Origin of the sequence: Nonomuraea sp. NPDC049725, assembly GCF_040674795.1 — a bacterium.
Lineage (GTDB): Bacteria > Actinomycetota > Actinomycetes > Streptosporangiales > Streptosporangiaceae > Nonomuraea > Nonomuraea ceibae.
In genome coordinates this window covers 595,703-619,456 of record NZ_JBFANJ010000002.1, presented here as the reverse complement: position 1 = coordinate 619,456, position 23,754 = coordinate 595,703, and the positions used below count along the sequence as shown (strand labels likewise).

Annotated in this window: 17 protein-coding genes; 6 read left to right on the top strand and 11 right to left on the bottom strand. The window is 73.6% G+C overall.

Going from position 1 to position 23,754, the window contains the following annotated elements; all coding sequences use genetic code 11:
- Positions 1-18: 18 nt before the first annotated feature.
- Together AB0J53_RS07240 and AB0J53_RS07235 are read right to left on the bottom strand one after the other, a co-directional pair.
- Positions 19-711 (bottom strand): Crp/Fnr family transcriptional regulator, encoded by a 693-nt coding sequence (locus AB0J53_RS07240; protein WP_364169479.1) that lies wholly within the window; start codon positions 709-711, stop codon positions 19-21.
- A gap of 51 nt (positions 712-762) precedes the next feature.
- Positions 763-2,496 (bottom strand): ABC transporter ATP-binding protein, encoded by a 1,734-nt coding sequence (locus AB0J53_RS07235; protein ID WP_364169476.1) that lies wholly within the window; start codon positions 2,494-2,496, stop codon positions 763-765.
- A gap of 58 nt (positions 2,497-2,554) precedes the next feature.
- Between AB0J53_RS07235 and AB0J53_RS07230 the strand changes: the two genes are divergently transcribed.
- The gene (locus tag AB0J53_RS07230; protein WP_219511595.1) at positions 2,555-2,974 is read left to right on the top strand and encodes a MarR family transcriptional regulator; all 420 of its coding nucleotides are present in this window, start codon (positions 2,555-2,557) and stop codon (positions 2,972-2,974) included.
- Between the two features lie 5 nt (positions 2,975-2,979).
- Here the strand turns inward: AB0J53_RS07230 and AB0J53_RS07225 are convergent, their stop codons facing one another.
- Both AB0J53_RS07225 and AB0J53_RS07220 read right to left on the bottom strand, forming a co-directional pair.
- Positions 2,980-3,987: a hypothetical protein gene (locus tag AB0J53_RS07225; protein WP_364169473.1), complete on the bottom strand. Its 1,008-nt coding sequence runs from the start codon at positions 3,985-3,987 to the stop codon at positions 2,980-2,982.
- A 43-nt stretch (positions 3,988-4,030) separates the two neighbouring features.
- The gene (locus AB0J53_RS07220) at positions 4,031-5,212 is read right to left on the bottom strand and encodes a helix-turn-helix domain-containing protein (protein ID WP_364169470.1); all 1,182 of its coding nucleotides are present in this window, start codon (positions 5,210-5,212) and stop codon (positions 4,031-4,033) included.
- 106 nt (positions 5,213-5,318) lie between these two features.
- On the opposite strand from AB0J53_RS07220, the gene AB0J53_RS07215 reads away from it, so the two are divergent.
- Together AB0J53_RS07215 and AB0J53_RS07210 are read left to right on the top strand one after the other, a co-directional pair.
- Positions 5,319-7,436: a M6 family metalloprotease domain-containing protein gene (locus tag AB0J53_RS07215; protein ID WP_364169468.1), complete on the top strand. Its 2,118-nt coding sequence runs from the start codon at positions 5,319-5,321 to the stop codon at positions 7,434-7,436.
- A gap of 75 nt (positions 7,437-7,511) precedes the next feature.
- Entirely contained in the window at positions 7,512-10,028 is a 2,517-nt protein-coding gene (locus AB0J53_RS07210) for a tetratricopeptide repeat protein (RefSeq protein ID WP_364169465.1), read from the top strand.
- Here AB0J53_RS07210 and AB0J53_RS07205 read toward each other — a convergent pair.
- The gene (locus AB0J53_RS07205) at positions 10,009-10,884 is read right to left on the bottom strand and encodes a hypothetical protein (protein WP_219511602.1); all 876 of its coding nucleotides are present in this window, start codon (positions 10,882-10,884) and stop codon (positions 10,009-10,011) included. The genes AB0J53_RS07210 and AB0J53_RS07205 overlap by 20 nt on opposite strands.
- A 73-nt stretch (positions 10,885-10,957) precedes the next feature.
- On the opposite strand from AB0J53_RS07205, the gene AB0J53_RS07200 reads away from it, so the two are divergent.
- The gene (locus AB0J53_RS07200) at positions 10,958-11,740 is read left to right on the top strand and encodes a tyrosine-protein phosphatase (protein WP_308126076.1); all 783 of its coding nucleotides are present in this window, start codon (positions 10,958-10,960) and stop codon (positions 11,738-11,740) included.
- 25 nt (positions 11,741-11,765) lie between these two features.
- Here AB0J53_RS07200 and AB0J53_RS07195 read toward each other — a convergent pair whose 3' ends face one another.
- Both AB0J53_RS07195 and AB0J53_RS07190 read right to left on the bottom strand, forming a co-directional pair.
- Complete coding sequence (locus AB0J53_RS07195; RefSeq protein WP_364169461.1) at positions 11,766-12,812, bottom strand: Gfo/Idh/MocA family oxidoreductase; 1,047 nt, start codon at positions 12,810-12,812, stop codon at positions 11,766-11,768.
- Positions 12,805-13,704 (bottom strand): PAC2 family protein, encoded by a 900-nt coding sequence (locus AB0J53_RS07190; RefSeq protein ID WP_219511609.1) that lies wholly within the window; start codon positions 13,702-13,704, stop codon positions 12,805-12,807. Before AB0J53_RS07190 ends, AB0J53_RS07195 begins: the two co-directional genes overlap by 8 nt.
- A gap of 94 nt (positions 13,705-13,798) precedes the next feature.
- Here AB0J53_RS07190 and AB0J53_RS07185 point away from each other — a divergent pair, with 94 nt between their 5' ends.
- Positions 13,799-14,185 (top strand): ankyrin repeat domain-containing protein, encoded by a 387-nt coding sequence (locus tag AB0J53_RS07185; protein WP_364169458.1) that lies wholly within the window; start codon positions 13,799-13,801, stop codon positions 14,183-14,185.
- A gap of 70 nt (positions 14,186-14,255) precedes the next feature.
- A complete protein-coding gene (locus tag AB0J53_RS07180) occupies positions 14,256-15,257 on the top strand; it encodes a hypothetical protein (protein ID WP_364169455.1) in 1,002 nt (333 codons plus the stop codon).
- Positions 15,258-15,304: 47 nt separating this feature from the next.
- Here AB0J53_RS07180 and AB0J53_RS07175 read toward each other — a convergent pair whose 3' ends face one another.
- From AB0J53_RS07175 to AB0J53_RS07160, 4 genes are all read right to left on the bottom strand, one after another.
- Positions 15,305-17,419, bottom strand: a complete 2,115-nt coding sequence (locus AB0J53_RS07175) for an AAA family ATPase (RefSeq protein WP_364169453.1) — start codon at positions 17,417-17,419, stop codon at positions 15,305-15,307.
- A 206-nt stretch (positions 17,420-17,625) separates the two neighbouring features.
- The gene (locus AB0J53_RS07170; RefSeq protein WP_364169450.1) at positions 17,626-18,801 is read right to left on the bottom strand and encodes an FAD-dependent monooxygenase; all 1,176 of its coding nucleotides are present in this window, start codon (positions 18,799-18,801) and stop codon (positions 17,626-17,628) included.
- Between the two features lie 265 nt (positions 18,802-19,066).
- On the bottom strand, positions 19,067-22,387 hold the full coding sequence (locus tag AB0J53_RS07165; protein WP_364169447.1) for a BTAD domain-containing putative transcriptional regulator: 3,321 nt from the start codon (positions 22,385-22,387) through the stop codon (positions 19,067-19,069).
- A 75-nt stretch (positions 22,388-22,462) separates the two neighbouring features.
- Complete coding sequence (locus AB0J53_RS07160) at positions 22,463-23,647, bottom strand: FAD-dependent monooxygenase (RefSeq protein ID WP_364169443.1); 1,185 nt, start codon at positions 23,645-23,647, stop codon at positions 22,463-22,465.
- Positions 23,648-23,754: the final 107 nt, after the last annotated feature.

The following is a 23,754-nucleotide window of genomic DNA, read 5'->3' as shown; positions in this document are numbered from 1 at the left end:
AAGTGAGGTAAGTCACGTTTAAAACGCGCGGAAGTCGGCCAGGGTCGCCAGGGCCGTCACGTCCAGGATCTCGATCCGCCCGTCGACCGGCCGGATCAGCCGGCGTCGCCGCAGGTCGCGCAGGGCTTTGGCGGCCAGGTCCGGGTCGGCGCCCGCCAGCGCCGCCAGCTCCGGCCCCGACAGCGGCACGCCGACGTCCAGGCCCCGAGTCCCGTGCCTGCCGTGCCGCCCGGCCAGCGACAGCAGCAGCCGTGCCAGGCACGCCCCCGTGTCGTAGCCGGCCAGGTCGAGCCTGCTCTGCTCGGCCCAGCGCAGCCGGTCCACGATGAACCGGCTCATCGCCAGCCCCGCGGGCGCCGAGCTCCTGACGAAGTCCAGGAACGCCGGCCCGCTGACGACCGAGGCGCGCACGGCGCCGCAGGTGGTCACGGTGGCCGTGTGCAGGCTGTGCGTCAGCGGCACCATGTCGCCCACCACGTCACCGGCCACCCGGACGGCCAGCAGCGACTCGTGGCCGCCGGCCGGCCTGGCCGACACCTTGGTGACGCCCTCCAGCAGCACGAAGATCGGCGTGCTGGCCTCGCCCTGGCGCATCAGCACCTGCCCGGCCGCGTAGTGGACCTCGGCGCCCAGGGCCAGCAGCCGCTCGCGCACGGCGGGCGGCAGGTAATGGAGGAAGGTGCCCTCGGGAAAGCTGCGCAGACCGGTCATGTCCCCCTCCGGCATCCCTCGCCTGTCGCGAATATGGCACCGGATCGGGGATCAGACCAGTTCGAGTGGGCTATCCCGGTTGGCCAGAGCCGCGTAGTGCCCGCCGGCGGCCATGAGCGTGTCGTGGGTGCCGCGCTCCACCACCCGGCCGCCGTCCAGCACGACGATCTCATCGGCGTCGCGGATCGTCGACAGGCGGTGCGCGATCGTGATCGTGGTGCGGCCCCTGGCCAGCGCGTCGAGGGCCTCCTGGACGGCCCGCTCGGTCTGGGTGTCGAGCGCGCTGGTGGCCTCGTCCAGGATCAGCACCGGCGGGTCGCGCAGCAGCGTGCGGGCGATGGCCAGGCGCTGCTTCTCGCCGCCGGAGAAGCGGTGGCCGCGCTCGCCCACGAGCGTGTCGTAGCCGTCGGGCAGCGCGGCGATGTGGTCGTGGATGCGGGCAGCCCGCGCCGCCGCCTCGACCTCCTCGTCGGTGGCCGACGGGGCGCCGAAGCGCAGGTTGTCCGCGATCGAGGCGTGGAAGAGGTACGTCTCCTGCGAGACCACGCCGACCGTCTCGGCCAGCGACTCGAAGGTCAGCTCGCGCACGTCCACGCCGTCGATCGTGACCCGCCCCTCGGCCACGTCGTACAGCCGGGGCGGCAGGTAGCCGAGCGTCGTCTTGCCCGAGCCCGTCTCCCCCACCACGGCCAGGCTGCCGCCCGCCGGGACGGTGAGGTCGATCCCGCTGAGCGTGGGCGCGTCGCCGTAGGAGAAGCCGACGCCCTCGAAGCGGACCTCGCCGCGCACTCCGCGCAGCGTGCGGGTGCCGGGGCGGATGTCGACGGGCAGGTCCAGGTACTCGAAGATGCGCCCGAACAGCGCCAGCGAGCTCTGCACCTCCACGCCCAGCCGCAGCAGCGACACCGTGGGCCTGAACAGCGCGGCCTGCAACGTGGTGAAGGCCACCAGGGTGCCGACCGAGATCGCGCCGGTGTGGCCGACCGCCCAGTAGACGGCCGCGGGCATCGCCGCCATGATCACCTGGATGGTCGACTGCCGCCACCGCCCGGCCATGCTCGCCTTGACGCCCAGCGCGGCCAGCTCGTCGGAGGAGCGGGCGAAGCGCCCGGCCAGGTCCTCGGCGCGGCCCATCGTCCGGCCGAGCAGGATGCCGCTGATCGACAGCGACTCCTGCACCATGGCGGAGATCGCCGCCAGCTTGCGCTGCCGCTCGGCGGTGATGCGCTTGCGCTCGCGGCCCACCTTGCGGCTGATCCACACGAACAGCGGCAGCAGCAGGAGCGAGACCGCCGTCAGCCGCCAGTCGAGCGCGAGCATCGCGACGATCGTGGCGATCACCGTGGTCAGGTTGGAGACCAGGGAGGTGGCGGTCGAGGTGACGACCGCCTGCATGCCGCCGATGTCGTTGGCGATGCGCGACTGGATCTCGCCCGTCTTCGTGCGCGTGAAGAAGGCCAGGGACATGCGCTGGAGGTGGCCGTAGACGGCGGTGCGCAGGTCGTGCATGACGTGCTGGCCGACGGTGGTGGACACCAGCGTCTGCACCACGTCGAACACGCTGGTGGTGACGGCGACGGCGATCATGCCGAGCGCGAGCAGCGTGAGCAGGCCGGTGTCGCGGGACGGGATCGCCACGTCCAGCACCTCGCGCAGCAGGAACGGCGAGGCGAGCGAGACCAGGGAGGCCAGCAGGATCAGCGCGCCGACCAGGGCCAGGCGGCCGCGGTAGGGGCGGAAGAGGGTGATGATGCGCCGCAGGGGCGCCCGTGGCTCATCGGCCAAATCAGTACCTCGTTTCTGATGTTGTCTCAAACTGAGGTTACCTCAGTAAGCTGGCGTCATGGAGGACACAGAGCTCGCCGAGCTGTTCCACCAGGTCGGGCGGCGGCTGCGGCACCGCTACGCGCACCTGCTGGAGCCGCACGGCCTCAACCCGGGCCAGGCGCGGGCGCTGCGCGCGCTCGCCGACGCGGGGCGCCCGCTCAGGATGGTGCAGCTCGCCGAGGCGCTGCGCATCGTGCCGCGGTCGGTCACGCCCGTCGCCGACGCGCTGGAGGAGGCGGGGCTGGTGCGCCGGGAGGTCGACCCGGCCAACCGCCGCTCGACGCTGGTCGTCCTCACCGGCGCGGGCCGCGCCGCCGTCGAGCGCGCCCGCGAGGCGCGCCGCCAGGCCGGGCAGGAGCTGTTCGCGGTCCTGTCCGAGGACGAGCGCGACCGGCTCAAGGAGCTGCTGCGGGCGGTGGACGGCCAGTTCTCCTGAAGGGCTCAGGTGACCGTCCGGCCGCCGACGACGGTGCCCAGGCAGCCGGACCCGCCCAGCAGGGCCGCGTACGGGTAGCGTCCCCGGGCGTCGAAGACCGCGAAGTCGGCCCGGCCCCCGGCGTGCAGCGAGCCCGCGCCGCCCGGCCCGCCCGCCATCCCCAGCGCCCGCGCCCCGCCGAGCGTCGCCGCCCGCACCAGCCGCTCGTCCAGGTCCCGCACCCGGCCGCCGAGCCCGCGCACGCCCTCGCGTACGGCCGCCGCCCGGGCGAGCGGGCCGGCCGCGGGCGCGTCCCCGGGGCCGGTGCCGAACGCCAGGACGTTGCCCTCGTCCAGCAGCGCCAGCCACTCCTCCGGGTACGGCGGCGACGGGCACAGGGCGACGGCGGCGCCGCGCAGGCGCAGGAGCTTGCGCTCGCCGGGGTCCAGGGCCCGGGCGCAGGCGACGTGGCAGTGCGGGCCGAGCAGGCCGGCCTCGTCGAGGGCGGCGGGCGCGTGCCGGTCGAGACGCACCAGCAGCCGCAGGCCGAACGTCCTGGCCAGCACCGCCACGTCCTCCAGCACGTGCGGGTCGCGGGTGACCGGCGCGACGCCGACGCCGCACGGCCGGTCCACCTCGCGGATCGCGGTGATGAGGGCGTCGCGCCCGCGTTCCTCCCACTCCCGTTCCGAGGCGCAGCGCACCTCGGCGTAGCAGACGCCGGGGAGTGCGCCGGGGTCGGCGGCCACGACGGCCCGCGCGGTGACCCCGGGGGCGGGCGGGCCCGGCGCGGCGCAGGCGTCGACCAGCCCCGCGACGATCATCCCCGGCCAGCGCCGCTCGCTCGCCACGGGGCAGGAGGCCAGCAGCTCCGCCCGTGGGCCCACCGCCAGCACCCGCTCGCCCCGCACGGCGACGGCGCCGTCGCGGACCGGTCCGGCGGTGATGGGCAGGACGAGCGGGGCGGAGTGCAGGACGACGGGTGCGGGCGCGCGGGCGTTCAGCGTGGTTCCGGAACGCCGCGCGGACCTCATCGGAGCTCCCGTCTCGACTGGCGGATTGTCCCCCTTTATGGCATTAAACGGGGTCTTGTCCTACCTGCGCAATCACCTGGTGAACGCCACGCGGGCGGTAACGGCCCGACAGCCGGGCCAGCTTGAGGCTCAGGTGGAGCGCCAGCCGCTCGCCGCCGTCCTTCAGGTCCGTGCGGGCCAGCTCCTCCACCCGTTGCAGCCGGTAGTAGAGCGAGGTCCGGTGCAGCCGCAGCGCCCGCGAGGTCGCCACCGCGCTGCCCGCCAGGTCCAGGTACGTCTCCAGCGTCTCCAGCAGCGGCAGGTGCTGGTCCTCGGCGAGCAGCAGCTCCAGCCCGGGGTGCAGCTCGTGGTCGGGCAGCCCGGTGAGCATCCGGTAGACGCCGAGCCGGTCCCAGCGGGCCGTGTGCCCGAGCCCGGGAACCCGCGCCGCCACCTCGGCCGCGTGCCGGGCCTCGGCGTACGAGCCCGCCGCCTCGGCCAGCGACGGCCGGGGCCGCCCGACGCCGACGACGACCCGGACCGACAGGGCGGCGTGCAGCTCGTCCGGCGCGAGCGGGGCGCCGGACACGAGCAGCACGGCGTGGTCGTAGCGGACCAGGTGCAGCGGATGGTGGCCGCTCAGCCGCCGCCGCACCGCCAGCAGGCCCTGCTCCAGCGCCAGCCGCACCGCCTCGTCCGGCTCGCCCGACGGCGGCCTGGCGACCAGCGCGGTCACCGGCTGGCCCTGCGGGAACGCGCCGGCCTCGATGAGCTGCCTGGCCGCGTCGCGCTCGCCGCGCAGCAGCCCGGTCACCGCCTCCAGCTCCCGGTGCGAGGCCAGGCCGGTGGCCAGGCTCTCGTGGTAGAGCGCCAGGGCCAGCCCGGGTGCCGCCGCCGCGGCCTCCTCGACCTGGTCGGCGGTCATGGGCGGCGGGGCGTCGATGAACCACAGGAAGCCCAGCAGCCCGGCCTCGTGCCGTACCGGGACGCACACGCGGGGCAGCAGGCCGAGGTGGGGCGCGCCCGGGGTGCGCAGCGGGCCGGGGGAGTCGTGCGCCCCGGCGTCGCGCAGCCACTGGCGGACCTCGGGCGTGGTGTGGCGGCGCAGGATGGAGTCGCGGCGGATGTCGTCCATGACGCCGTTCTGCTCGCTGTAGGCGACGACCCGTTGCAGGCGGTCCTCCAGCAGCAGCGGACGCTCGAGCCGAGCGGCGAGCTCGTCGACGATCCGCTGAAGATCCGCCACAGACGCCCCTTTATGTGGGTTTTTCAACAAATGTCGGAACGGCCACTACAGCTCTTCCCTACAACTGAACGGTGATCTCGGTCAATAGGGTCTATACCGTCAACTCGTGAACGCCCCGAAGAAGCTGCTCAAGGGCTTGCTAGCGGTCATCGTGACGATCCCGCTGAGCCTGATGGCGACCCCCGCTTCCGCAGCACCCCCCGCAGACGACCCCGAGCACCCCTGGCGGCTGGAGCACTGGCCGCAGACCCAGCCGTGGCAGCGCGACGCGCCCGAGGAGGCCCCGTCGCTGCGCCGCGACCGCCCCTCCACCGGCGTCAAGCCGATCGACCCGCAGAACTGGGTCAACCCCGACCACATGACGTGGGCGGACTACAAGCAGATCCCCGGCACCAAGTGGAACGACCCCGCGGTCAAGGGCTCCAAGCGCACCTTCAAGGGCGCCCTCGTCCTGCTGGACTACCCCAACCAGCCGTTCGTGGTGACCCAGCCCCGGGGCTCGACCATCTTCGCCAACCCCAGCGCCCAGGCCCACGACGTGCCGCGCGACCAGGTGGCCAAGTTCTACCAGGACTTCCTCAACACCCCGAACGACCTCAACCGGGGTCACACCATCCACGAATACTGGATGGAGGACTCCGGCGGCCGCTACGGCGTCGAGCTGACCGGGTTCGGCCCGTACACGATGCCCGGCAAGGACCACGAGTACGCCATGGAGATGCAGGGCGGCGAGGGCTGCCCCTCGGGCGACTCCTGCAACAAGAACCTGCGCGCCGACGGCAACGCCGCCTGGCTGGCCGACGTCGGCAAGGAGACCGCCGACCAGTTCGACTTCGTCTTCTACCTGAGCGCCGGCCAGGACGAGTCGTCCACCTGGCAGGAATTCGGCATGATGAAGTTCCCCACCAAGGAGGACGTGCCCGACGAGTGGGGCCCCGAGGGCGACCCCGCGCTGCCCAACTGGTCCAGGACCCGCTACGTCGAGTGGACCTCCTGGCAGTCCGGCTCCACCTTCTGGCCCAACGCCCGCTTCGGCGTCGACTCCGTGCAGGCCGAGAGCTCCGGCATGGGCGTCTACGCCCACGAGCTGAGCCACATCATGGGCATCGCCGACAACTACAACAACCCGTACGGGAAGCCGCCCCGGCGCGCCTACACCGGCATCTGGGAGATGCTCAGCCGCGGCAGCTTCAACGGGCCGGGCGGCCCGCACTCCCGCTGGCTGATCCCGCCCACCTCCGGCGGCTCGATGGGCGCCCAGCACATGCTCCGCAACAAGATCAAGCTGGAGATGGTCGACGAGGCCAACGTGCTGCGCCTGTCACGCGAGGCGCTCGACGAGTCCGGCCTGGTCACCGCCCGGATCACCGCCCGCGCCGCGCAGCCCGGCCCGAAGGGGCTGGCCGGCGTGAACATCCAGTTCGACACCCGCGACGAGAGCACCGGCTCCTGTGACGAGAAGGTCGACCCGCTCTGCGACGGCGGCGGCTACGACAACTACACCGTCGAGGTCGTGGACCGGATGGGCACCGACTCCTTCACCCCCGACTCCGGCGTCCTGCTGGCCAAGACCAAGAACATCGACGACGCCCCGTTCGAGTGGGTGATCGACGCCAACCCGCAGGACATCGGCATGACCGACTACGTGATGCCCGACGGGACCAAGGTGCCGATCACGATCGGCGACTACCGGCAGCTGTCCGACGCCCTCTTCCACGCCGGCACCGACTCCGGCAGCGAGTACGAGTACGTCGACGAGGCCAACCGGCTGCACTTCTACATCACCGACGTGCACCGCGACCGCCAGGGCGTGCTGTCCTACACCGTCGCCGTCCGCTCCCTCGACGGCGCGGGCCCGCAGCGGCGCGGCGTCCGGCTGCTGCCCGCCGCCGGCGTCCCGACCGGCAAGAACCTGTCCACGTGCAAGTTCCCGCTCTTCAACACCGGCCGCTCCGGCCCGGTGCGCGGGCAGCACCCCGAGGACGTCAGCGCCTACCTCGGCTCCGACGTCTACCGTCTCAAGGCCGAGGTGTCGGGCAAGGGCTGGACCGCCCAGCTGCCCAACGCGCTGGCCTCCGTCGCCGCCGGCGAGCACGCCAAGGTGACGGTCAACGCGCTCCGCGGCGACGGCGGCTCCCGCCTCGCCCGGGTCAAGCTGACCGCCACCTCGGAGAGCGACCCGGCCAAGTCGATGACGGCCACCTGTCACGTGATCGGCCTGTAGCTGAACGACGGGGCACGGGCTGGCGCGGCCCGTGCCCCGTCGGTTTGAATCACCCCCGGAAGGGGGGTCACGTACGTGACAGCTGAGTTGGACAAGCCGCAGCGCCGGCGCAAGCTCGGGGTGGCCGCGCCCGTCGCCGCCGGCGTCGCGGCCGCCGCGGCCAGCATCCTCGCGGCGGCCCTCGAATGGGAGATCCCGCCCCTGGCCAAGGTCGGGGTCACCGCCGGCGCGGCGCTCCTGGTCGGCCTGGCCACCTGGGCCACCACCGAGAGCCGGCCCCGGCGCGGCGTCCCCGCCGAGCCGTCCTCACGCCCGCCCGACCAGTGGCCGCCCGTCCCCGAGCACTTCACCGGCCGCGCCGAGAGCCTCGCCGAGCTGCGCGAGGTCTTCGCCGCCCGCCGCCGGTCCGCCGCCGGCTCCCCGCCGCTCGTGGTCTCCCTGTACGGGCGCGGCGGCGTCGGCAAGTCGGCCCTCATGACCCGCTTCGGGGACGAGGTCGCCGCCTGGTTCCCCGACGGCCGCCTCTACGCCGACCTGCGCGGCGGCGTCGACGCCCCGGTACGGCCCGAGGAGGTGCTGACCGGGTTCCTGCGCGCGCTCGGCGTCCGGCTCACCATCGACCCCGGCGGCCTGGAGGAGCTGCGCAAGCTCTGGCTGACCTGGACCAAGGGCCGCCGCATCCTCATCGGCCTGGACAACGCGCACGACGCCGAACAGGTCAAGGCGCTGATCCCGGCCGAGCGCGGCTGCGCGGTGCTGGTCACCTCCCGCCAGCCGCTGTTCCTGAACGGCACCCACGACACGCGGCTCGGCGTGTTCAGCGAGGCGCAGGGCGTGGAGCTGCTGGCCCGGCTGGCCGGCGGCGCCCGGGTGAGCGACGACCTGGAGTCGGCCCGGCGCATCGTCCGCCAGTGCGACCACCTGCCGCTGGCCGTCACCATCTGCGGCGGCCGGCTCGCCACCCGCGAGCAGTGGACGCTGCGCCAGATGGCCGACCGGCTGCACGACGAGCGCCGCCGCCTCGACCAGCTCGAACTCGCGCCCACCGTGGACAAGAGCGTGCGCGCCTCCGTCCAGCTCAGCTACGACGACTGCACCGGCGTGCAGCGCCGGCTGCTGCGGCTGCTCAGCGCGCTGCCCGCGCCCGACGTGCCCGCCTGGGTCGCGGGGGAGCTGCTCGACGTCTCCGGGCTCGACGGCGCCGACCAGCTGGAGGCGCTCATCGACGCCCAGCTCGCCGAGTGCTCCGGCACCGACGCCACCGGCGCGCTGCGCTACCGGCTGCACGACCTCGTCGCGCTGTTCGCCGCCGAGCTGGCCGGCGAGGACGACCCCGAGCGGCGCGGCGACGCCATCGAGCGGGTGCTGCACGGCTACCGCCGCCGCGCCGAGGAGGCCGCCCAGGACCGGTGGCCGCAGGACTGGAGCAAGGGCGGCCGCCGCTCCAGCACGGAGGGGCAGATCCACGCCGGCGACTGGCTCAACGCCGAGCGGCTCACGCTCATGTCGATGATCACGCTGGCCAGGCAGCTGGAGATGTGGGAGCTCACCTGGGGGCTGGCCAGGGCGTTCTGCTCGCTGTGCCACTCGCTGCGCGCCTACTGGGCCGACTGGCACACGGTGGCCGACCTCGGCTGCGAGGCCGCCGAGCGGGCCGGCGACCGGCGCGCCCAGGCGATCTCCATGCTCGACCGCGCCGCCGTACAGGGTGGTCAGGGCGGGCAGGAGCGGGGCCGCGCGGACGCCGAGTGGGCGCTGGAGGTCTTCACCGAGCTCGGCGAGCCGTGGTGGGCGGCCAGGGCGATGCGGGCCATCGGCATGACGCTGTTCAGCGACGGCCACCTCGACCGGGCGCAGGAGCATCTCATCGGCGCGATCACCGCGTTCAGGGGCGAGGAGGACTTCTGGTGGATGGCCCGCACCCAGCGCAACCTGGCCGAGCTGCGGCTGGCCGAACGGCGGCCGGAGGAGGCCAGGCGGCTGCTGGAGGACTCGCTGGAGGTCTTCGAGCGGGCGGGCAACCGCTACTCGGAGGCGCAGACGTTGCGCGTCTACGGCGAGGTGCTGGCCGCCCAGGCGCGCGGCCTGCGCCGGGCCGGTGAGCACCGGGCCGCGCAGGACAGCTTCGCCCGGGCCGGCCACAGCCTGGACCGGGCGGCCGAGATGTTCCGGCAGCGCGGCGAGCTGTGGGAGGAGGCCCGCTGCCTGCGCGCCGCGGGCGAGGTCGGCGACCCGGCCAACGGCCCGCGCGAGCTGGAGCTGGCCCGGCGGGCCGAGGAGATGCTGGCGGTGCTCGGCGACTCCTGGGGGGTGGCCCGCACCGCCGCCTCCATCGGCCGGGCGCTCGGCCGGCTGGGCCGGATGGCGGAGGCCGAGCACGAGCTGCGCCGGGCCGTGGGCGCGTTCGAGGAGCTGGGCGACCGCTGGTGGATGGCGCTCAGCCTGCGCTACCTGGGCGAGGCGCACCTGGACAACGGCGGGCGCGCCCCGGCGGTGCCGCCGTTGCGCCAGGCCAGGGACCTCTACCGCAGCCTGGGCAACGAGGCGGGCATGAGCAGGACGCTGGAGCTGCTCAGACGAGCGGAGACCTGAGCAGCTCGCCGGCCGCCTGCCTGGCCTCGTGGATGCTCTGCTCGAACAGCCTGCGCACCTGCGTGGCCTGGTCGGACAGCTCCTTGATGTGCGCGCGGGCCAGGTCGTCGCGCACGGTCTCGGCCACGAGCTGCTGGTAGTCCGGGGTACGCGCGGCCAGCGCCTCCAGCCGCTGGTGCGCGTGGAAGACCCGGTCGGCCTTGACCACCTGCTTGGCGTACTTCTCCAGGTTGCGCACCCGTCTGCACAGGGACGTCCAGGCGGCGTCGAGTGCCGAGCTGTAGGGCTTGAACGCGTCCTCCAGACCGGAGGGCAGGTCGCGGGGGACCAGCCGGCCGTGCTCGGCGTGCATGGCCGACAGCTTGGCCAGCCGCCGGCTGATCTGCCACAGCTCCTCCGGGAGCGTGACGCGGTTGTCGGTCGTGTCGATCAGTCCGGCCCGGTGCACCTGTGAGCCGAGGATCGCGTCGGCCGCCGCCTGCGCCCGGCGCAGCAGCACCTGGCAGGGGTGGTCGAGGTCCTCGGGCAGCACGTAGTGGCCGGCGTACTCGTAGGCGAGCCGGAGACGCCGCCTGGCGGCGCGGTTGGTGGCGTCGACCGCCATCCACCGCAGCATCGCGATCAGGCTCAGGCCCACCGCCGTCATCGCCACGCCGGCCACGCTGCCGGTCGCCAGCCAGATGAACAGCAGTGCGCCCGGCACGACGAACAGCCAGGTCGAAGAGTGGGAGGGCTCCATCCGCCGGCCGGTCCTGGCCATGCGGAGCACCTGAGGGCTGGAGCGCAGTTCGGCCGAGATGTCCGGGGGCAGCGATGGATCGATCACCATCCGTGGGGGCAGGGAGCGCGGATCCATACGTTCATGCTGCGTTATGGAGACCGAATCCGCTCAGTTTTGCCGGACATATAGGGTCAACGTGATGAACGCGATGACGAGATGGATCGATCTGGAAGGCGCGGTCAACGTCCGGGACCTGGGCGGGCTGCCCACCCGGGACGGCGGCGTCACCCGCTACGGCCGGATCCTGCGCTCCGACAACCTTCAGGCGCTCACCCCCGCCGACGTCTCCCGCCTGGTCGGCGACCTGAAGCTCCGGCACGTCGTGGACCTGCGCTCCACGGCCGAGGTCGCCCTTGAGGGGCCCGGCCCGCTCACCGCGGTGCCCGAGGTGACCCACCACCACCTGACGCTGTTCGCCGAGGGCGGGCGGCACACCGACGTCGAGGCCGACACCATCGACGCCGAGCGCGTGCTGCCCTGGCACGAGCGGCAGATCGACGAGGAGCTGCGCGTCACCGGCTTCTACTACGGCTACCTGCGCGACCGGCCCGACGCCGTCGTGGCGGCGCTGCGCGCGATGGCGCTGGCCGACGGCGCGGCCGTGGTGCACTGCGCGGCCGGCAAGGACCGCACCGGCGTGCTGTCGGCGCTGGCGCTGGAGATCGCGGGCGTGACCCGCGAGGCCATCGTGGCGGACTACGCGGCCACCGGCGAGCGGCTGGAGGCCGTCCTGCGGCGGCTGCGCGGCAGCTCCACCTACCGCGACGACCTCGACTCGCGCCCGGCCGACGACCACATGCCGCGCCCGCGCTACATCCAGCAGTTCCTCGCCGTGCTCGACGACCGCTTCGGCGGGCCGCAGGGCTGGCTGGCCCGGCACGGCTGGACGCCGGACGACACCGCCACGATGCGGGCCCGCCTGCGCGAGTGATCGGCCGAGGCTGACGGGCGAGCGGTCAGCCGAGGCTGATGACGGCCGACTCCTCGGCCGACCGGCGGGCGGCCTCGATCACGGTCAGCGCCTCGACCGCGCTCTCGGGGCGCACCGGCACGGGCGCGCCCGCGCGCAGCGCCCGCTCGACGCCGCGGTAGAAGCCGAGGTAGTCGCCGGCCTCGGTCGGCACCGCACGCAGCTCGTCGCCGGCCCCGAGGACTCCCCACCGGTCCTCGGGCTCGTCGCCGAACCCCGCCTCGCCGGGCGAGCGCCCCGCCCGCAGCCGCTCCTCCTGGACGTCCAGGCCGTGCTTGACGTAGGCGGCCTTCGAGCCCAGCACCCGGAAGCGCGGCCCGAGCTGGGCGGCCAGCGAGCTCGCCCACAGGTGGGAGCGGGCGCCGCCCGCGTGCGTCAGCGCCACGAACGTGTCGTCGTCCGCGCCTACACCCTCGCGCCGCACGTCGCTCTCGCAGTAAACCGACCGGACCGGGCCGAGCAGCTGGATCGCCTGGTCGACCAGGTGGCTGCCCAGGTCGTACAGCAGGCCGCCGGCCTCGCCGGGGCCGCCCGACTCGCGCCAGCCGCCCTTGGGCGCCGGCCGCCAGCGCTCGAAGCGCGACTCCAGCCGCAGCACCTCGCCCAGCTCCCCGTCACCGGCCAGCCGGCGCACGGTCAGGAAGTCGCCGTCCCACCGCCGGTTCTGGAACACGGTCAGCGGCAGCCCGCGCTCGGCGGCCAGCCGCACGACCGGCTCCGCCTCCTCGGCGGTGCGGGCGAACGGCTTGTCGACGACCACCGCCCTGCCGTGGCGCAGCGCCTCGGTGGCCAGGCTCGCGTGGGTCCGGTTGGGAGAGGCCACCACGACCAGGTCGCAGCGATCCCACAGCAGGTCCACGTCGCCGACTCCCTCGGCGCCGTAGCGCGCGGCCACCTCGGCCTGCCGCTCCGGGTCGCGCGTCACCACGGCAGCCAGCCGCAGCCCGCCGGTCGCGTGGATCAGCGGCGCGTGGAAGAACGCCCCCGCGGTCCCGTAGCCGACGAGGCCCACCCGGACCGGCTGCTCACTCATCGTCGCGCTCCGCCAGGAACCGCTCGAACTGGGCGGCGAGCTCGTCGCCCGTGGGCATCGGGGTGGCGTCGGCGATCAGGTTCTCCCGCTCGGAGCCGGCCGCGAACGCGTCGTACTGCTGCTCCAGCCCGGTGATCGCGCTGGACAGCTCGGCCGACGCGCCGATCTGCTCCTCGATCTCCGACGTCGTGCGCTGGGCCGCCTCGCGCAGGCCGTCCATCGGGAAGACCAGCCCGGTGTTGCGGGTGACCGCCTCCAGCCCGGTGACGGCGGCGGTCGGGTACTCGGCCTGCGACAGGTAGTGCGGCACGTGCACGGCGTAGCCGACCGCGTCGCGGCCCTCGGCGCCGAGCCGGAACTCCAGCAGCGCCGCCACGCTGCCCGGCACCTGCACCCGGCCGAACGCGCTGGTCTGCGGGCCGATCAGCTCGGGGCGGCTGGCGTGCATGGTGATGCCGAGCGGCCGGGTGTGCGGCACCGCCATCGGGATGCCGTGCAGCGTGACCATCCGGCTCACGCCCAGGCGCTCGACCAGGGTGGCGACCGCGCGGGTGAACAGCTCCCACTCCCGGTCCGGCTCCGGGCCGCTCATCAGCAGGAACGGGGTGCCGGTGGTGTCCTCGGCCGCGTACAGGGCCAGCTCGGGGGTCTCCACCTCCACCCATCTGTCGGTGTCGAACGTCATGATGGGCCGGCGCGAGCGGTAGTCGAGCAACCGGTCCACGTCGAACGTCGCCACGACCCGGTGCTCCAGCTCGGCCAGCAGGTGGCCCAACGCGAGGCGCCCGGCGGCGCCGGCGTCGACGAAACCGTCGAAGTGGTACAGCAACACCGGATCGGTCAGCTCGGGGACATCGTCTGCGAGCTTGTAGAGATCCGTCGGGTCGAACACGTCTGGTCAGCCTTTCCTTAGGTACTCATCTCCAGAACCCACGGCGAGCCGGAACGATTCCGTGATCGGCACCCTATCGAGGCACAATGGGCTCATGGACGGGGACCCGGAGCTCGAAGAGTTCGCCACCAGGATGTTCGACCTGGCCAGGAGCGGTGACACCGACGCGCTGCGCGCGTACGTGGAGGCCGGAGTCCCGGCCGATCTCACCAATGGCAAAGGTGACACTTTGCTGATGCTCGCGGCCTATCACGGGCACGCGGCCACCGTGAGCATGCTCATCGAGCGGGGAGCCGATCCGGGGCGGGCCAACGACCGCGGCCAGACGCCGCTCGCGGGCGCGGTGTTCAAGAAGGAGCCGGCCGTGGTCAGGGCGCTGCTCGACGGCGGGGCCGACCCGGCCGCCGGGAACCCGTCGGCCGTCGACACGGCCAGGATGTTCGCACACGACGAGTTTTTGGAATGGTTTGGGGCAAAGTAGTTCATAATATGAAATATGTACGAATGAGGGGAGTATGGCCTTTCGAACGGTCCATCGTCATGCTGGATGAGTGGCTAATTCTGCGCATTCCTTCAGTAGGCGACCACTCCAGATCCCTCCGCTGCCCTGCCCGTTCCCCAATGAGATAAACGAGCACGCCGCCGAGGTCGACGCCGAGAGCCATAGCTGGCTGGCCGCCTCACACCTGCTGCCCGGAGCCGAGACCCTCGAGCACTTCCGGCGCTCCAAGATCGGCATGCTCGCCGCGCGGACCAACCCCTTAGTGCCCCGCGACGCGCTCCGCCTGATCAACGACTGGTACAACTGGCTGTTCGCCTTCGACGACGCGTTCTGCGAAGGCGAACTGATGGGGCACCGCGCCTCCGCGCTGGCCCGCGCCCTCCCGCCCCTCCTGGAGATCCTCGACCGGCGCCGCGAACCCGACGGCGGCGACCCGTTCGGCGTCACCCTGCGCGAACTCCTCGACCGCATCGCCGAGTCCGGCACCCCCGCCCAGGTCGACCGGTGGCGCACCACGGTGAAGGAATACCTGTTCGCCCAGATCTGGGAGGCCGCCAACCGGGAGGTCGACCTCATCCCCACCCCCGAGGACTACGTGCTCATGCGCCGCATCACCGGGGCCACCTTCACCTGCTTCGCGCTCATCGACGTCGGCGGCGGCTACAGGCTCGAAGCCGAAGAATGGCACCACCCCGACGTGCGCATGCTCTCCGACCTGGCCTGCGACCTCATCGGCTGGGACAACGACCTGCTCTCGTACGCCAAGGAACGGGGCAACGACAAGGCCCGGCACAACCTCGTCACGGTGCTGGCCACGCACCGGACGTTCAACCTCCAGGAGGCGCTCGAAGAGGTGTCGAAGATGCACAACGCGGCCATCGCCGCCTTCGTCGAGCGGCGCGCGGCGCTCGACAAGTGGGCGTCGCTGCCCGTCCGCCGATACGTGCGCGGACTCGAACACTGGGTGCGCGGGCACATCGAGTTCTCCCTCGGCAGCGCCCGCTACGTGCACGCCTGGCCCACCGACACCCGCTGGCCGCAAGCCGTCTAGGTGAGCGCGGGCTCCATCGTCACACCCCGCCCAGGTCCCGGACCCCCTCAGACAACGCCGTCCTCCGAGGCGTCCAGGTCGCCGAGCGCGAGCGCGGACGCCTCGTCGAGGTCCAGCCGCCCGCCCTCCTCGAACGCCGCCTGGTAGTCCCGCTCGCCCATCGCCTTCTGGCACTCCTTGACGCACTGATCGTGGTCACCGGTCAGGAACGGCGCGCCCAGCATCGGCAGGCCCGCCGTCTTCCAGTTCTGCTGCAACGCGCCCAGCAGCCGGGCCGCCAGCGGCTCCTGCCCCATCGCGGCGAAGATCCGCGCCGTCGTCTCCAGCACCAGCAGCGTGCCCAGCGTGTCGTGGAAGTGACGCTTGATCCGCAGCCCCTCGCGGGCCGCGTCCAGCGCCTCGCCCGGCCGGTTGCTGCCCAGCTTGGTCAGCGACATCGCCCACTGCGCGTAGGAGCTCACCCACAGCTCACCGCGCTCCTTGCACACCTGGAGGCAGTCGTTCAGCAGCGACTCGGCCTCGTACAGCTCGCCCTGCGCCGACAGCACCAGCGACAGCTCCACGATCGCCGGCAGCAGGCCCGGGTTGAGCTCCTTGTTGTCGGTGTTGAACTCGATCGCCACGCCCAGCAGCGCGCTCGCCTTCTGCAGGTCGTCCTGCAGCAGCGCGGCGGTGCCCTGCATCTTCGAGGCCAGGATCACCGCCCTGGAGTCGCCGACCCGCACCGCCTCGGTGCTGCACCGCTCGGCCGCCTCCAGCGCGCCCACGCTGTCACCCTGGGCGCTGCGCACGTACGACAGCACCCACAGCGCCTTGCAGCGCTCCTTGCTGAAGCCCTTGTTGGCCTCCAGCGCCCGCTCCAGATAGAGGCGGCCCTCGCGGACGAAACCACAGCACACCCACATGAACCACAGCGACGACAGCAGCGTCAGCGCCAGAATCGTCTCACCCGGCGTGCGCAGCGCGTGCTCCAGCGCGAGGCGGACGTTGTCGTGCTCCTGCCGCATGCGCACGAACCAGTAGATCTGCCTCGGCCCCGACCAGGCGTCCTCGCTGCGCTGCGCCAGGCTCAGGTAGTAGGCCAGGTGCTTGTGGCGCAGGTTCTGCTTCTGGCCGAGCTTCTCCAGCCACTCCTCGCCGTACTCCGCCAGCGTGTCGATCAGCTTGTAGCGGACGCCGGCGTGGTTGCTGCTGATCATCAGGATCGACTTCTCCACCAGCCCCGTGACCAGGTCGGTGATGTCGCTTTCCGGCAGCCGCTCGTCGGAGCAGACGGCACGCGCCGCCTCCAGCTCGAAGTCACCGGCGAACACCGACAGCCGCGCCCACAGCAGCCGCTCGGCCGGCTCGCACAGCTCGTGACTCCACCCGATCGCCGCGCGCAGCGTCTGATGCCGCGGCAGCGCCGTCCGGCTCGCGCCCGCCAGCAGGCTGAACCGGTCGGCCAGGAGCGCCAGGATCTGCTCCACCGACAGCGCCCGCAGCCGCACCGCCGCCAGCTCGATCGCCAGCGGGATGCCGTCGAGACGACGGCACAGCTCCGCCACCGCGTTGATGTTGTACTCGTCCAGCGCGAAATCGGGCACCACCGCCCCGGCCCGCGCCGCGAACAACTGCACCGACTCGTTGGTGAACAGGTTCTCCACCGGGTCGTCGCCCGGCACCTGCAGCGGCGGCACCGGCACCACGTGCTCGTACGGCAGGTGCAGCGACTGGCGGCTGGTGGCCAGCACCTTCAGGTTGGGCGCCGCCTCCAGCAGCTCGTGCACCAGCTCCGCGCAGCCCTGCACCAGATGCTCGCACGTGTCGATGATGAGCAGCATGTCGCGCGTGCCCACCCACTCTGACAGCGTCTCCGACTCCGCCCGCGACGACTGGTCGGCGATGCCGAGCGCGGACGCGATCGTGTGCCGGACCATGCCCGCGTCCTGCAACCGGGCCAGATCGGCGAACCAGACACCGTCGGGATAATGGTTGCGCACCTGGTGCGCCAGCCGCAGCACCGTGCGCGACTTGCCCACGCCGCCGATGCCCGTGACCGTCACCAGGCGGGACTCGCCCAGGTGCCGCTTGAGGTTGGCGAGCAGGCGCGTCCGGCCGACGAAGCTGGTGAGCTCCGCCGGCAGATTGCCTTCTCGCCGCCATCCTGTCGGGGTGGCCATGGGCAGCCTCTCGGGGGGATAGGCGACAACCTGCTTAGGCATCGTACCGCCGAGATCGCCGGGTGTCCCGGCGCCTGGAACGCCCGCGGGGTCGGCTTTGTATCACTCGGTAGCATGTATTCCGTGCAGAATTCTCTCCCGGAGCAGACCTCCGACGACACCGACCTCGGCTGGGGCGACTGGCCCGAGACCGACCCCGACGCCTTCTACCTCGAAAACAAGCCGCCGCACTGGGCATAGTCCTTCAGCTCGATGCCGGTCGCGAACCAATCCGTGGCCTTGAGCATCGCCCGCATCATCACCCTGCGGCGGAGCATCCAGTTGCGCATCCTGATCCGCGCCGGCGTCGCCGGCGCCAGGAACGACCCGGCGTTCCCCTGCCGCGCCACCTTGGCGTAGCCGCGGAACGCCTCCTGATAGGCCGCGAACCCGGCCCGGTGATCACCGCCCGCCGCCGCCAGCTCACCCGCCAGCACATACGCGCCCACGAGCGCCAGACCGCTGCCGAAACCGCCCAGCGTGTTCCCGTACGCCGCGTCGCCCAGCAGCACCACGCGGCCCCTGGCGTACTCGTCCGTCTCGACCCGGCTGATCGAGTCCAGATGGATGTCCTCGACCCCCGCCAGCCTGTCCAGCACCTCCGGGATCCGCCACCCGGCGCCCCGATAGGCGTCCATCAGGACGCGCCGCTGCTGCTCCACGTCATAACGGTCGTAGTCCAGCGGCTCGGAGGCGAAGACGAAGAAGCTCGGCGCCTTCACCCCGCCCAGCGCCGCCATCCTGCCCGGCTCGTTGTACATCTGGCTGCCCGACTCCAGGTCGAGCTGCACCAGCGCGTAGTAGTGGCCCAGGAAGCGGACGAACTCCTCCTCCGGGCCGAACGCCAGCCGCCGCACGTTCGAGTGGATCCCGTCCGCCCCCACCACCAGGTCGAACGTACGCGGCGCCGCCCGCTCGAACGTCACGTCCACGCCCCCGGCCGACTGCGTCAGCGACGTGATCGAGTCGCCGAAGACGTACTCGCAGCCCTCCCGCGTCCGCTCGTACAGCAGCTCCGCCAGGTCGCCCCGCAGGATCTCCACGTCGCCGCCGGTGAACTCGCCCGGCATCACGGCCAGCCGCCTGCCCCGCGCGTCGACGATCTCCTGGTCCGACCCGCCGGTCCGGCGGCGGTACACCTCCTCCAGGATGCCCATGCGCTCCAGCACGGTACGGTGCACGGCGCCCTTGAAGTCGACCGCCTGCCCGCCCAGCCGCAGCGCGGGCGCCTTCTCCACCACGGTGACGCGGCACCCGTACCGGTGCAGCCAGTAGGCGATCGCGGGGCCGGCGACGCTTGCGCCGGAGACGAGGACCGAGGTGTTCTTCATAGCGGTGTCCATGGGACCGAGCATGGGCGCCACCGCTGACAACCCACCGCGCCCCCGCTGACACCCCGGCCGGCCGCACCCCCGCACTGTCAGCGGACCGCACCGGGCGCCGTGCGGGCCGGGCGCCATGCGGACCGGGCGCCGCGCGGGCCGGGCACCATGCGGGCCGGGCGCCATGCGCACTGGGCGCCGGCGGGCTGGCGCCGGCGGGCCTGGCGCTAGCCGGTCCGGTGCGTCGGGGGGTCGCCCTCGCCGGTCAGGCGCGCCCCTTCGGCGGTCATTCGGCGGTCAGGGCCGTCAGCACGTCCGCTCGCGTCAGGGCCCTGCCACGGGCGTGCGCGCGGTCGAACGCCTCGGCCCCCAGCACCTCGCGTGCCGCCTCGGCGGTCGCGGCAACCTGCCGATCACCGGCCACCGCCGCCCCCCGCACCGCCACCCCCGCCCCCAGCAACACCGCCGCCCTCTCCGCCACCCCCGCAGAAACCGCACCCTGCCCCGCCACCCCCGCGGCCCACCCGGCCACGCTCTCCAGGACCAGCGCCCCGGCCAGCCCCTCGGCGACGTCCGCCAGGTCGGCGGCCAGGCCGACGTCGAGCACCGCCGTCACCGCCTCCCCGTACAGCCGCCGCGCCTCCCCGTCGCCCCCGGACCCCCGTACACCGGCCCGCCGCTCGGCCTGCAGCTCGGTCCGCCGCTCGGCCGCCGTGAGGCGGGCCAGCGCGACGAGCACGCGCGCCCGCGCCTGCCGCGCCCCGAACCCGCCGCTCCCCGACGCCGCCAGCGCCCGCTCGAACCGCCGCCGCGCCTCACCCGTGTCACCCGCCGCCTGGGCCAGCTCGCCCAGCCCCACCTCCACCATCACCGGCGCCCCGCCCCGCCCGGCACGCAGCGCGGCCTCCTCGGCCCGCCGGTAGGCGGCGGCCCCGCCCGCCAGGTCGCCTTCGCGCACCAGCGCCTCGGCCTGCCGCCCGAGCACGTCCGCCATCTCCTCCAGCGCCCCCAGCTCGCCGAGCAGGTCCAGCGCCTCCCGCCACATCTCCCCGGCCCGCCGCCAGTCGCCACGCCACCCGGCGAGCATGGCCAGCCAGTCGAGCCCCTGCGCGATGCCCCACCGCTCGCCCACCGCGCGGAACCGCCCGAGCACGTCCTCCAGATCCCGCTCACCCCCGGCAGGATCGCCGTCGATCACCCGCAGCAGTGCCCGCCCGAGCCGCCCCAGCGCCTCGCTCCACGGGTCGGAGCCGAGCACCCAGTCGGTCTCCGGCCCGACCGGCCGCGCCGGCGGCCCCACCGTCATCCCCCACAGCGCGGCGGTGATCGGATGCCGCAACGGCCGGTCCAGCCCGGCGACGAACGCCGCCGCCCGCTCCCAGTGCTCCGCCGCGGCCGGGGGAGAGGCGTGCACCACGCACATCACGTACCCCTCCTCCAGCCCTTCGACGGGCCGCCCGACGGCCTCCAGCAGCTCGGCGGCGGGCTCCCCGGCCTGGCTCTGCCGCCCGCTCAGCCACCAGTAGGACGCCAGGGCCGCCACCATGCGCAGCGCCCTGTCGCGGTCGTGGCGCACGGCCCAGCGCAGCGCCCCCATGAGGTTGCCGTGGTCGGCGGACAGCCGCCGCAGCCATTCCAGCTGTTCGCCGCGCCGCAGGTGCGGGTCTGCCCGCTGCGCCAGCGCCTCGAAGCAGCGCCCGTGCCGCTCCCGCGTCGGTTCGAGCTCGCCGGACTCGGCCAGCCGTTCCGCGCAGAACAGCCGGATCGTCTCCAGCATCCGGTACCGGCCGTCGGCGTGCTCGACGAGCGACTTGTCCACCAGGTCGCCCAGCAGCCCCGCCGCGTCGTCCAGCCCGCACACCTCCTCCACCGCCGCCACCGTCGCGCCGCCCGCGAACACCGAGAACCGCCGCGCCAGCGCCTGCTCGCCGGCCGTCAGCAGGTCCCAGCTCCACTCGACGGCCGCGCGCAACGTCCGGTGCCGCGCCGCCGCCGTACGATCCCCGCGCGACAGCAGCCGGAACCGGCCGTCCTCCGCCAGCCGCGCCGCGATCTCCTCCACCTCGAACGACCGCAGCCGCGCCGCCGCCAGCTCGATCGCCAGCGGCACCCCCTCCAGCGCCGCGCAGATCCGCACGACCGCCTCCACGTTGCCGGGCCCCACCTCGAACCCCTGCCGCACGGCCCCCGCCCGGTCCGCGAACAGCCGCACGGCCGGGTACGCCATCGCCTCACCCACTGCCGTCCGGCCGGCGGGCACTGCCGTCCGGCCGGTGGGCGGCGTCGCCAGCGGCGTCAGCGTCACCAGCGCCTCGCCGGTGATCCCGAGCGGTTCGCGGCTCGTGGCCAGCACCCGCAGCCCGGGGCACTCCCCGAGCAGCTCCCGCACCAGCCCGGCCGCGGCGCCCACCACGTGCTCGCAGTTGTCGAGGACGAGCAGCGCCTCCCGCCCGCCGCCCAGCGCCGCCGCCAGCCGCCGCACCGGGTCCACCGGGTACGGCGCCCGCAGCCCGCCCTCCCGCACGCCGAGCGCCCCCAGCACCACGTGAGCGACCTCCTCGCCCCCCACCCCCTCGCCGGTCAGCTCGGCCAGCGGAGTGAGATCCACGAAACACACCCCACCCGCCCCGGCCCCGCCCCCCGCAACAGGCCCGGCCACCTCCCGCGCGGCCACCTTCTGGACGGCCGACTCGCGGGCGGCCATCTTCTGGGCGGCCGTCTCCCGCGCGGCCGCCTCGACCGCCAGCCGGGTCTTGCCGGTGCCGCCAGGCCCCACGACGGTGACCAACCGGGCATCCCGCAGCCGCCCGATCAGCGCCAGCTCCTCCTCCCGGCCCACGAAGCTGGTCAACTGCGCGGGCAGCCCCCGCCGCGTCACGGGCACGGGCTCGGCCCCCCGCAGCACGTCCAGATGAGCGCCCGCCAGCTCGGCGCCGGGATCGACCCCCAGCTCGTCCGCCAGCAGCCGCCGCCCCTCCTCGAACACCTCCAGCGCCTCGGCCTGCCGCCCCGCCGCGTGCAGCGCCCGCATCAGCTGCGCCCGCAGCCGCTCCCGCAACGGATGCGCGTCCACCAGCCCCCGCAGCTCCGCCACCGAAGCCCCCTCGGGCAACCCCAGCTCGGCCTCCGCCAGATCCTCCAGCGCCCCGAGCCGCAGCTCCTCCAGCCGCGCCGCCTGCGCCACGCCCGACGGCAGGTCGCTCAGCGCCGGCCCGCGCCACAACGCCAGACCCTCCCGCAGCAGCGCCGCCCCCCGCGCGTGGTGCCCGGCCGCCACCAGCCGCCGCCCCTCCCGGGCCAGCCGCTCGAACCTGTGCGCGTCCACGTCGTCCGGATCGACCGCCAGCCGGTACCCGTTCCCGTGGAACTCGACCAGCCCGGCTCCGAGCCCCCGCCGCAACCGCGACACCTGCGCCTGCACCGCGTTGGCCGCCCCGGCCGGCGGCTCCTCCCCGTACTGGCCGTCGATCAGCTCCTCGACGGTCACCACCCGGCCGGCGTTCAGCAGCAGCATCACCAGCAGCGCCCGTGGCCGGGGCCCGCCGACGGACACCACCTCACCGGAGGCCCCGCGCACCTCCAAGCCCCCCAGGACACCGAACCGCATGCGCCGATTCTGCCCGATCCCGGCAACACGCCCGCCGCGTTCCGATCACCGCACCCCCGTGGACCAGGGCGCGGCTCACTCCGCGAGGCCGTAGTCGGGAAGGGCGAGGCCGAGGCTGGCGGCGGACACCTGCTTCCCGGGCAGCAGCTCCGGGTCGCGCAGCGCCGCGTTGCGCGCGTCGAGCTCCTCCCGCGTACGGGGCAGGAGGGCGGAGCCGCCTCCCATGACCAGGGCCTGGTTCGTCTCGACGAACTCCCGCGCCGTCTTCTCGTAGGCGTCGAACGCGGCCGCGTGCCCGTCCCGCACGGCCAGCTCGCCCGCCAGGATGTACGCGCCGACGAGGGCGATGCTCGACCCCTGCCCCGACATGAACGAGGGCGCGTACGCGGCGTCGCCGACCAGCGCGACACGGCCCCGCGACCAGGCGGGCAGGTGGATCTGGCTGACGAGGTCGAAGAACAGGTCGTCGGCCTCGCGCATGGCGGCCACCAGCCGGGGCACCTTCCAACCGGCGCCCGCGAACTCGGCGGCGACCAGGTCACGCAGGGCGGCGGGGTCGCGCAGGACGTCGAAGGGCGGCTCGTCCCGGGCGAACACCAGGAAACCGTGCACCGGGGTGCCGGGCTCGTGCGCGTTGAGGACGGCGGCCTTGCCCGGGACGTTCCAGATGAACGCTTCGTGCGCCGGGCCGAGGTCGCCGGGCAGCGTGAACCCGGCGAAGCAGCAGCCCAGATAGCGGTGGAAGGGCCCCTCGGGGCCGAAGACGTGGGCGCGGGTGCCGGAGTGCAGGCCGTCGGCGCCGATCACCAGGTCGTACGTCCGCGTCCGGCCGCTGTCGAACGCGACCTCCACCCGGTCGCCGTCGTCGTGCAGGACGGCGATGGAGTCGCCGAACAAGAACTCGACCCGGTCACGGATCACGTCGACCAGCGCGTCGGCCAGGTCGCCGCGCCGCACCTCCAGGTCGACGCCCTCCGTGCCGCCCACCACGTCCTGGGCCGGAATGGCGGCGATCACCTCGCCCTCCGGATCGACGAACGAGACCTTCTGCGAGTCGACGTGGGCGTCCCGGAGCCGGGGAAGCAGCCCCATCCGCTCGACCACGCCGAGCGCGGTGCCACGGATGTCGACGGCGTAACCACCGCCCCGGACCGCGGGAGCCCGCTCCACGACCGTGACGTCGAAGCCGTAGCGGTCGAGCCAGTAGGCCACGGCAGGACCGGCGATGCTGGCACCGGACACGAGAACGCGACGAGTCATGAGACCTCCTTACCCGCCCCAGCCCCCACCCCCGCCCACCCGTCCCGCACCACCACGTCCAACGGACCAGCAGGCGGCGGTGCTCCGTGTCGCGCGGGGCAGCGGGC